The 8,598-nt window shown below is 62.0% G+C and carries 13 protein-coding genes; 4 read left to right on the top strand and 9 right to left on the bottom strand.

What is annotated here, in order from left to right; translation table 11 throughout:
- Nucleotides 1-2: 2 nt before the first annotated feature.
- Nucleotides 3-542, bottom strand: coding sequence for a gamma carbonic anhydrase family protein (locus EN914_RS15105; RefSeq protein ID WP_024503875.1), 540 nt, complete (start codon nucleotides 540-542; stop codon nucleotides 3-5).
- A gap of 19 nt (nucleotides 543-561) precedes the next feature.
- A complete protein-coding gene (locus EN914_RS15100; protein ID WP_024503874.1) occupies nucleotides 562-903 on the bottom strand; it encodes a DUF6949 family protein in 342 nt (113 codons plus the stop codon).
- Between the two features lie 125 nt (nucleotides 904-1,028).
- On the opposite strand from EN914_RS15100, the gene EN914_RS15095 reads away from it, so the two are divergent.
- Nucleotides 1,029-1,754: a hypothetical protein gene (locus tag EN914_RS15095; RefSeq protein WP_024503873.1), complete on the top strand. Its 726-nt coding sequence runs from the start codon at nucleotides 1,029-1,031 to the stop codon at nucleotides 1,752-1,754.
- Between the two features lie 64 nt (nucleotides 1,755-1,818).
- Here EN914_RS15095 and EN914_RS15090 read toward each other — a convergent pair whose 3' ends face one another.
- Both EN914_RS15090 and cysE read right to left on the bottom strand, forming a co-directional pair.
- Nucleotides 1,819-2,022: a DUF3126 family protein gene (locus tag EN914_RS15090; protein ID WP_013531334.1), complete on the bottom strand. Its 204-nt coding sequence runs from the start codon at nucleotides 2,020-2,022 to the stop codon at nucleotides 1,819-1,821.
- A gap of 311 nt (nucleotides 2,023-2,333) precedes the next feature.
- Nucleotides 2,334-3,182, bottom strand: a complete 849-nt coding sequence (gene cysE, locus EN914_RS15085) for a serine O-acetyltransferase (protein WP_013531333.1) — start codon at nucleotides 3,180-3,182, stop codon at nucleotides 2,334-2,336.
- A gap of 147 nt (nucleotides 3,183-3,329) precedes the next feature.
- Between cysE and EN914_RS15080 the strand changes: the two genes are divergently transcribed.
- A complete protein-coding gene (locus tag EN914_RS15080; RefSeq protein ID WP_024503872.1) occupies nucleotides 3,330-3,932 on the top strand; it encodes a hypothetical protein in 603 nt (200 codons plus the stop codon).
- An 85-nt stretch (nucleotides 3,933-4,017) separates the two neighbouring features.
- On the opposite strand, the gene EN914_RS15075 is transcribed toward EN914_RS15080, so the two are convergent.
- Genes EN914_RS15075 through EN914_RS15065 form a run of 3 tightly spaced genes read right to left on the bottom strand, consistent with a single transcriptional unit; the run spans nucleotide 4,018 to nucleotide 5,987 of the window.
- Entirely contained in the window at nucleotides 4,018-4,785 is a 768-nt protein-coding gene (locus EN914_RS15075) for an alpha/beta fold hydrolase (protein ID WP_024503871.1), read from the bottom strand.
- 20 nt (nucleotides 4,786-4,805) lie between these two features.
- Nucleotides 4,806-5,366 (bottom strand): DUF192 domain-containing protein, encoded by a 561-nt coding sequence (locus tag EN914_RS15070; protein WP_024503870.1) that lies wholly within the window; start codon nucleotides 5,364-5,366, stop codon nucleotides 4,806-4,808.
- Between the two features lie 24 nt (nucleotides 5,367-5,390).
- Complete coding sequence (locus EN914_RS15065) at nucleotides 5,391-5,987, bottom strand: cold-shock protein (protein WP_013531329.1); 597 nt, start codon at nucleotides 5,985-5,987, stop codon at nucleotides 5,391-5,393.
- 217 nt (nucleotides 5,988-6,204) lie between these two features.
- Here EN914_RS15065 and gloA point away from each other — a divergent pair, with 217 nt between their 5' ends.
- Entirely contained in the window at nucleotides 6,205-6,645 is a 441-nt protein-coding gene (gene gloA, locus EN914_RS15060; protein WP_013531328.1) for a lactoylglutathione lyase, read from the top strand.
- A 146-nt stretch (nucleotides 6,646-6,791) separates the two neighbouring features.
- Nucleotides 6,792-7,082, top strand: a complete 291-nt coding sequence (locus EN914_RS15055) for a DUF2218 domain-containing protein (RefSeq protein WP_024503868.1) — start codon at nucleotides 6,792-6,794, stop codon at nucleotides 7,080-7,082.
- An 8-nt stretch (nucleotides 7,083-7,090) separates the two neighbouring features.
- Here EN914_RS15055 and EN914_RS15050 read toward each other — a convergent pair whose 3' ends face one another.
- Both EN914_RS15050 and ilvA read right to left on the bottom strand, forming a co-directional pair.
- Nucleotides 7,091-7,651 (bottom strand): DUF1697 domain-containing protein, encoded by a 561-nt coding sequence (locus EN914_RS15050; protein ID WP_024503867.1) that lies wholly within the window; start codon nucleotides 7,649-7,651, stop codon nucleotides 7,091-7,093.
- 8 nt (nucleotides 7,652-7,659) lie between these two features.
- Nucleotides 7,660-8,598, bottom strand: a 939-nt coding sequence (gene ilvA, locus EN914_RS15045; protein WP_127389140.1) for a threonine ammonia-lyase IlvA, incomplete at its 5' end; no start/stop codon positions are given.

Genomic DNA, 8,598 nt, shown 5'->3' with positions numbered 1-8,598 from the left:
GGCTATGGCCGTTCGAAAACCTTCTTCAACCCCGCCTTGAAGCGCTTGCCGTTGGCGACATAATGCGCCGCCGAGCCGCGCAACCTTGCCACGGCCGCGTCGTCCAGCACCCTGATCGCCTTGGCGGGCGAGCCGACGATCAGCGAATTGTCCGGGAATTCCTTGCCCTCGGTAACCAGCGCACCGGCGCCGACCAGGCAATTCCTCCCGATTTTCGCGCCGTTCAGCACGATGGCGCCCATGCCGATCAGGCTGTTGTCGCCGATCGTGCAGCCATGCAGCAAGGCGCGGTGGCCGATCGTGCAGCCCTCCCCGATCGTCAGCGGGAAACCGGGATCGGTGTGCATGACCGTATGTTCCTGCACATTGGTGTCGGCACCGATGACGATGGGCTCATTGTCGCCGCGGATGACGGCGCCGAACCAGAAGCCGGCATTGCGTCCGACCCTGACGTCGCCGATCAGCGTCGCATCGGGTGCGATCCAGTTCGAGTCCGCATCGGCGAAGCTGGGCTCTGTTCCATCGATCGCATAAAGCGGCATTTCTGGTCTCCGAATCGTCTCAGCCTGGCATCTCGGACCCTAGGAGACGGACCGTCCATGAGGCAATGGCAAGCACGACGACGCCCAGCGCCAAGGTCCACGCAATTGCCGTGCAGCCGCAGGACATCAGCGCCAACGTTGAAATGCGGTGCTGACGCCGGGCATCGATGGCATCGTTGACCAGCATGAAGGGTCCGGCACAGGCGGTGGCGAGCAGCGAGCGCAAGACATGTGACGGCGACACATAGGGTTCGGCGAAGGCGACCTTGCGGCCCGACGCCAGTTCCATGGCCGATCCGGCCAGCCCGCAGGCCGTCAACCCGACGGCAAAAGCAAAGAGTGTGAGTTCCAGCGGTCCCATCTTAACTTTCCGTTTACCATGAAATTGCACAGTCGTTCCATGCAGGCTGCAAGAGCCGTGCCGTGCGATGTGTGCCGCCCGGGGACACTGGAGGCGGACGGGCCGCCCGAGATCCGAGGACTGAGATGAAGCAGGCAGCGCTCGCCAACGAACTTACCGTGGTCGATTCCACGCTGATGAAGCGGGTGCTCTACGGGTTCGCGGCGCTCGCCCTGTTGTCGGTGGCGATCAGCCTTGCCGGCAAATGGTTCGGCCATTCGATCGCCATGGCCGGATACACCGACGACGCAACAGCCCACCAGGTGGTGATCGGCAACAATGTCATCACGGTCCCGGCCAATGCCATCCGTTTCGCCCAGGCCCGGCGCGACGGCATCGCCTCGCGGCTCGACCTCTATCTGCGCTATCCCCAGATGGACGGCTACAGCGAGGCCGCGCGGGATGATTTTAACCATACGGGGACAGCCAAAAGCATCGTCTTCCTGTCCTTCGAACAGCAGATGATGTCGCGTGACATGAGCGGCCGCTTCGCGCCGATCTACAGCGCGCTGATCACCCGACCCGGCACTGCCGGGCCTGGCGGCACGATGATTTATGGTTTCAACGAGAAATCAGGCTATCTGAACGAGGTGCTGGTTGTCGGCAATCGCCCCGGCAAGGAGCCGTTCGTGGCCCGTTGCCTGAGCGGGCCGAGTGCCGACCAATCGCTGGCGCCTTGCGAGCGCGACATCCAGGTCGGCGACGAACTCAGCCTCACCTATCGCTTCCCAAGGGAGTTTCTGGGCGATTGGCAGGCGCTCGATGCAGCAATCGCCACTGAAGCCGGGCGCGTTCTGAAGGCGGGACGTTAAGAACCCTTCAAGGGAACCCGGCTGGCCGGCTGCATGAAGCCGGCCGACCGCAAGATTTTCTGGCTCAGGCCAGATCGATGTCGAGAATCGCCATCGAAAAATTGTAGTCGCCGTCGTCCTCGTCCTTGAAGACGATGCCGAGGAATTCGTCGCCGACATAGACCTCGGCCGAATCGTCCTTGCGCGGCCGCGCCTTGACCTCGAGCTTGGGGTTTTGGAAGACGCGCTTGAAATAGGCGTCCAGCTTTCTGATTTCGTCCGGCTTCAACAGTCTTCTCCGATCATCGGGCTTGCTCGTTCGAACGCGCTTCTGGCACGTCGACAATGGTGATGTAAAGGCAAGCGGCCTGATTAAGGTCTGTTGATATTCACGTGAGGCCGGCCTGCAAATGGCGGTTTCCTGCGCTTCCCCGTTCTACCGCGTCGCGGTAGAACTGTGCTCACGTACCCAAACGTACGCTCCGCTCCGGTTCTCGGAACCCACCATTTTCGGCTCGGCCTGACCTGAATCTCAAAAGACCTTGGGCGAGAACAATCGCCCATGTCTGCCCACGGCCTCAGGCAGCGGACATATGACGATCAGATGTCGAAACTGACGACCTGATCCATCGTCTGCGACGGCAAAAGCTGGTCCATCTGGCGCGACGGCTGATCGCAGCCGGTCTCGCCGACGACGCGGGCCGGCACGCCGGCAACCGTCTTGTTGTGCGGTACGGGCGACAGCACCACCGAGCCGGCCGCTATCTTCGAGCAATGGCCGATTTCGATGTTGCCGAGTATCTTGGCGCCGGCGCCGATCAGCACGCCGTAGCGGATCTTGGGGTGGCGGTCGCCGCCGGCCTTGCCGGTGCCGCCCAGCGTCACGCCATGCAGGATCGACACGTCATCCTCGATGACCGCGGTCTCGCCGACCACGAGGCCGGTTGCGTGGTCGATGAAGATGCCCTTGCCGATGCGGGCGGCCGGGTTGATGTCGGTCTGGAAGACCGAGGACGAGCGGCTCTGCAGATAGAGCGCGAAATCCTTGCGCCCCTGGTTCCACAGCCAATGCGCCAGCCGATGCGTCTGGATGGCGTGGAACCCCTTGAAATAGAGCACCGGCATGATGAAGCGGTCGCAGGCAGGATCGCGATCGTAATAGGCCTGGATGTCGACACGTACCGTCGTCGGCCACTCCTTGTCGTCGGCCAGCATGGACTTGAAGGTCTGGCGGATGAGATCGGAGCCGATGTCCTGGTGCGCCAGCCGCTCGGCCAGCCGATGAATGACTGCTTCTTCCAGGCTGTCCTGGTTGAGGATGGTCGAATAGAGGAATGCAGCGAGCAGCGGGTCGCGGTTGACAGCCTCCATGGCCTCGTCGCGGATCGAACGCCAGATCGGATCGACCGGCTTCAATGCGCTGTGTCGGGAAATGCTGATGCTGTTCATCGCCGTCTCGTCCTGCGTCCTGCCTGGCTTGCCTGTTGTGCTTGCCTGCTGCCTGGCCGCACATATAAGCCAGATCATAGCACGATTGAACTCAATTTTCCTTAGTGCTTTGTCAAATGGATTTGGTTCGCGGGAATTCAAGCAGCCATGGAAAACGAACCCTTGATCGACGACGCGCTGAAAAGCGAGCTCTCAGGGCTCTACCGGGCACAGGGCCGCCACTACCACAACCTTGCCCATATCGAGGCGATGCTGGCGCTGGCTGGCGACTATCGAAGGTTGCTCGCCGATCCCGAGGCGATCGAAGCGGCGATCTGGTTCCACGATGCCGTCTATGACAGCAAGGCCAAGGACAATGAGGCGCAAAGTGCCGCCCTTGCCGAGAAAAAGCTGGCGGGCCGCGCAGCTCCTTCACGTCTCGACCGCATCTCGGCAATGATCGTCGCCACCGCCACGCACCAGGTGCCGCCGTTCGACGACGCGACGGCCACACAGGACGCAAGTCTTTTCCTGGATATGGACCTGTCGATCCTGGGTGCCGCACCGGACGCCTTCGACGCCTATGAGCGCGCCGTGCGGCGCGAGTACCACTGGGTGGAGGAGCCGATGTGGCGAGCCGGACGCAGTACGGTCTTGAAGAGTTTCCTCGCCCGCCCGCATATCTTCCACACGCAAGAGTTTCGCCAGCGCTTCGAACCGCAGGCCCGGGAAAACATCGCGCGATCGCTGGCGGCCCTTGCAAACGGCTAAGGACAATCAGGATAGGCGCCTATCACGATGCCAAGCAGCCTCGTCCCCGACTACGGCACTGCTTCTCGCTGCCCTGGCCCTCCGCTCAGAGCGGATTTTCGGCATAGAACTCCAGCACGCGCTGCTTGAAGGTCTTGTCCCCGACGGCCAGCATATGGTCCCGGCCCTCGATATGAAAAGCGCTGGCGTTCGGCATCAACGCTGCAAGCTCATCGGGCGAGCCGCCTATGTCGTCGGTGGTTCCGACGGCGACCAGCGTCGGCTGGGCGATGCGGGCAACATCCTGCTCGCTCAGCAATTCGCGCGATTTGGCGATGCAAGCCGCCAAGGCACGGCGATCGCTGCGGGTCTGGTCGGCAAAGGCGCGAAACGACCGGCCGCGCGGATGGCTGGTCGCGGCCGGATCTTCGGCAAGCAGCGCGTCGGCGATCGGGTCCCAATCGCCGACACCGTCGATCATGCCGATGCCGAGGCCGCCGAAGACCAGCGTCGCCACCTTGTCCGGATCGGACAGCGCCATGAACGCCGCGATGCGCGCGCCCATCGAATAACCCATGACGTGGGCGCGCTCGATGCCGAGATGGTCGAGCAAGGCAGTGGCATCGGAGGCCATCTTGACCGGCGTATAGTCGGCCTCATCATAGCTCTTGGACGACGCGCCGTGGCCGCGATTGTCAAAGGCGATGGCGCGGTAACCGGCATCGTTCAGCGTCTTGAACCAGCCGGGCGACACCCAGTTGACATAGTGGCTCGAAGCGAAGCCGTGGATCATCAGCACCGGATCGCCCTCCCCCGATGCTGGCTGGCGGTCGAGGAAGGCAAGGTCGAAGCCGTCATGGGTGAAAGACTGCATCTGCGATCCCGCCTGTGTGCTCAACCGCCACCGCCATTTGGCGCATCGCCATTGTCGGCTGGTGGCATGCCGGGGCCGGACACCGTGCCCACAGCCGGATGGCGCAAAAGGTCGCCATATTCGATGCCGTTCCTGGCGGCAGTGCCGGCCTTGAGCTCAAGCACGAAGCGCACCGGTACACCAGGCGAAATGACGGCGTCTGATTGCGGCTCGCCGTGCTTGACCGCCCGGATCTTGCCATCCTGGCCGACAAAAATCAGATCAAGCGGCATCGGGGTGTTGTGCATCCAGAAGCCAACCTGCTGCTGGACCTCGAAGACGAACAGCATGCCGTGGTTGTCCGCCATGTCCTGGCGATACATCAAGCCAGCCTCGCGCTCCGCGGCGGTGTCGGCGACTTCGATGGAGAAAGAGCGGTCACCGCCTTTCGTCATCACGACCAATGGCGCCGGATCGGCCGGAAGGATCATCGCCCGGCTGTCCGCCGAGGTCGGCTTTTCGGAATAGAAGTAACCACCGGCGGCGGCGATGAAGGCAATCGCGCACATCGCGCCCGCGGTCAGCCAGTTCCTGTAAGCCATTCGAGATCCTCGGCCGGAAACGCCCTAGTGCGAGACCGGCAAGGTCCCCATATCGGGGTGAATTTCGGCGGCCATAAGGCCTTTGTCGCCGCGCCCGAAACGAACCAGCACGACCTGTCCGGGCCGAAGCTCGGTGACACCGTAACGGCGCAAGGTCTCCATATGGACGAAGATGTCCTCGGTACCCTCGCCGCGGGTGAGAAAACCAAACCCCTTGGTGCGGTTGAACCATTTCACCAAGGCGCGTTCGAGACCGCTCTCCGGCGTCACCGCGACATGGGTGCGCTGCTCCTGCATCTCGGCCGGATGGACCGCGGTGGTGACATCCATGGAGAGCACACGGAAGGCCTGCAATCCGCGCTCGCCATGCTTGACGAGGCAGACCACGCGTGCGCCTTCCAGCGCCGTCTGAAAGCCGTCTCTTCGAAGACATGTCACATGAAGGAGGATGTCGCCCGAGATGCCGTCATCCGGGAGGATGAAACCATAACCCTTGGCCACATCGAACCACTTGATGGCGCCGGCTACTTCGAGCAGATCAGAAGCGTCGCCGCCTTCGTCACGCTGCAAGGCGTCGCCAAGGGTTCCGTCCCGCCCCATGAAAGAGGCCTTTTCCCCCATAAGAATGCCCCCTCTTTTCAAGAACACCGCAACTGATTCTTGCCAACAGATTAACACTGCGGCTTCCGGTGTGTGCAAGACCTGCCGTGCCTTTTTTCACGGTTCATTGGGGCAATACCGGATTTGTTCTTTGCCGGCATTGCGCACCGCCGCACGATTGCCCTTTGACAGGGCCGACCCTATGTTGCGCCGCAACGCAATTTATCGAGGAAATCACATGCGCTATCTGCACACCATGATCCGCGTCGCCGACGTCGATGCCTCGCTCGACTTCTACTGCAATAAGCTCGGCCTCAAGGAAGTGCGCCGCTACGAAAACGAGCAGGGCCGCTTCACGCTGATCTTCCTCGCCGCACCGGAAGACGAGGAGAGCGGCATCAATGAAAAGGCACCGCTGGTCGAACTGACCTACAATTGGGATCCCGAAGACTACAAGGGGGGGCGCAATTTCGGCCACCTCGCTTATGAGGTCGACGACATCTACGCCACCTGCCAGCATCTGATGGACAATGGCGTCATCATCAACCGGCCGCCGCGCGACGGCAACATGGCTTTCGTCAAGTCGCCGGACGGCATCTCGATCGAGCTTTTGCAGAAAGGCCCGGCCAAGGCCAAGGCCGAGCCTTGGGCTTCGATGGCGAACACCGGAAGCTGGTAGCCGATCACGCTGTCTTGAGCGGACAATGCCAGGCTGATGAGCCCGCTACCGTTTGGTTTTTCAGGGGCGGCGCCTATCTGTCTGGCTGAGGCGCCAGGCTTGGGCCGGCGCCCAGCCATGCAAAAGGCGCTTGCCCAGGAGAATTCATGCCGACCAGCCATGCCGACGTCGCCACCGAACATGCCAGCCGCTACCTGCAGCAGTTGTGCAAGCACTGGGCACACAAATTCCCGGTCGAGTTCGATCCCACCCATGGCACCATCGATCTCTCAATGGGCCGTACCGTCATGGATGCCGATGCCGCAGCGCTGCATGTCACGGTGTCGACTGACGAAGCAGGATCGATCGAGCGCCTGGAAAGCGTTGTCGCCGATCACATCAAGCGCTTTGCTTTCCGCGAAGAACTGACCTTCGACTGGAAACCAACTTCCGCCTAGCCGGCGAACTACTTCTCACCGGCGTGTGCGGCCATCTCCAGCAGCGCCTGCACCGAGCGCCAATTGCGCGCGGTGCCCGGCACTTTCAGCGTGCGCGGGATCAGCCCGGCAAACACCGATTTGCCCAGCCCATTCGGTGCGCTGAGGTAGAGCACATCGCCCTTGATCTCGAAGCGTTCGGGGCCGGTGCACTTTTCGGTCAGCCGCGCCACCTCATCGGCGGTCGGCTCGCGTTCCAGCACATAGGCGTGCAGCTTCGTGTGGTCCGCGGCAATTTCCGGATAGGGATTTTCGCGCACCAGCTTCTCGAACCAGGAGAGATCGCGCACCATGATGCGCGAATGGAACCCCCATTTCGTCTCGAAGGCTGCTTCGAGCAGGTTCGCCAGTGCCGCCGCGTCGCCTTTCTTCGCCCGGAACACGGCATTGCCGCTCTGCACGTAGGTGGCGACGTCGGAAAAGCCGAGGCCCTCGAAAAACGACCGCAGCTCCGCCATCTTGACGATGCGGTTGCCGCCGACATTGATGCCGGAAAACAGCGCGACGAAGATTTTTCCCGGATCAACCATTCGATCGCTCATATGATGAACCCGGCCAGTGTCTCGTTGTCGGTGATGTCCTGATACTGAACGCCCTCGGCCTCGAACTTCGCCTTGAGCAGATCGAAATTGCGACGGTCCCTGGTTTCGATGCCGATCAGCACCGAACCAAAATTGCGCGCCGATTTCTTCAGATATTCGAAACGGGCGATGTCGTCGTCGGGTCCGAGCAGTTCGAGGAAATCGCGCAGCGCGCCCGGCCGCTGCGGAAAACGGATGATGAAGTATTTCTTCAGACCCTCGAAGCGCAACGCCCGTTCCTTGACGTCCGGCAGCCGCTCGAAATCGAAATTGCCGCCCGAAACCACGGCAACGATGGTCTTGCCCCTGATCTCCTTCTTGGAGAAATCCTTGAGCGCATCGATCGCCAGCGCGCCGGCCGGCTCCAGCACGACGCCTTCGACATTGAGCATCTCGATCATGGTGGCGCAGAGCCTGTTTTCCGGGATTAGCCGCACCGTGTCGGCCGGAAAATCCTTGAGATGACGCAACGGCTCGCGGCCGATCTCGGCCACCGCGGCGCCATCGACGAAATTGTCGACCTTGGCGAGCTTGAGCCGTTTCCCCGCCGCGAGGCTCTCGCGCAGGCTCGGCGCGCCTGCCGGTTCGCAGAAGACGAAGCGTGCTTCCCTGCCCTGATCGGCGAAATAGTGGGTGACGCCCGCGGCAAGTCCGCCACCGCCGACCGGCAGCATGACGATATCGGGCATGCGGGCGCCCGGCATCTGGTCCGCGATCTCGTAGGCGACGGTTGCCTGGCCCTCGATGATGTCCTTGTGATCGAAAGGCGGCACCATATGGGCGCCGGAACTGTCGGTGAATTCCAGGGCAGCGCGATAGCAATCGTCGAAGAAATCGCCGACCAGTCTGATCTCGATGAAATCGCCGCCGAACAGCCTGGTCTTGTCTATCTTCTG

It is taken from the genome of Mesorhizobium sp. M7A.F.Ca.CA.001.08.2.1, assembly GCF_003998455.1.
Classification (GTDB): Bacteria; Pseudomonadota; Alphaproteobacteria; order Rhizobiales; family Rhizobiaceae; genus Mesorhizobium; species Mesorhizobium ciceri.
Note: the sequence above shows the minus strand (reverse complement) of the source record. Positions and strands in the feature narration are given on the sequence as shown.

Bases quoted from the DNA above. Each gene is read 5' to 3' on its own strand.
- cysE (WP_013531333.1), bottom strand. From the start codon at position 3,182: ATGAACAGCATCAGCATTTCCCGACACAGCGCATTGAAGCCGGTCGAT.
- gloA (WP_013531328.1), top strand. From the start codon at position 6,205: ATGCGCTATCTGCACACCATGATCCGCGTCGCCGACGTCGATGCCTCG.
- EN914_RS15050 (WP_024503867.1), bottom strand. From the start codon at position 7,651: ATGGTTGATCCGGGAAAAATCTTCGTCGCGCTGTTTTCCGGCATCAAT.
- EN914_RS15105 (WP_024503875.1), bottom strand. From the start codon at position 542: ATGCCGCTTTATGCGATCGATGGAACAGAGCCCAGCTTCGCCGATGCG.
- EN914_RS15065 (WP_013531329.1), bottom strand. From the start codon at position 5,987: ATGGGGGAAAAGGCCTCTTTCATGGGGCGGGACGGAACCCTTGGCGAC.
- EN914_RS15075 (WP_024503871.1), bottom strand. From the start codon at position 4,785: ATGCAGTCTTTCACCCATGACGGCTTCGACCTTGCCTTCCTCGACCGC.
- EN914_RS15080 (WP_024503872.1), top strand. From the start codon at position 3,330: ATGGAAAACGAACCCTTGATCGACGACGCGCTGAAAAGCGAGCTCTCA.
- EN914_RS15055 (WP_024503868.1), top strand. From the start codon at position 6,792: ATGCCGACCAGCCATGCCGACGTCGCCACCGAACATGCCAGCCGCTAC.
- EN914_RS15070 (WP_024503870.1), bottom strand. From the start codon at position 5,366: ATGGCTTACAGGAACTGGCTGACCGCGGGCGCGATGTGCGCGATTGCC.
- EN914_RS15100 (WP_024503874.1), bottom strand. From the start codon at position 903: ATGGGACCGCTGGAACTCACACTCTTTGCTTTTGCCGTCGGGTTGACG.
- EN914_RS15095 (WP_024503873.1), top strand. From the start codon at position 1,029: ATGAAGCAGGCAGCGCTCGCCAACGAACTTACCGTGGTCGATTCCACG.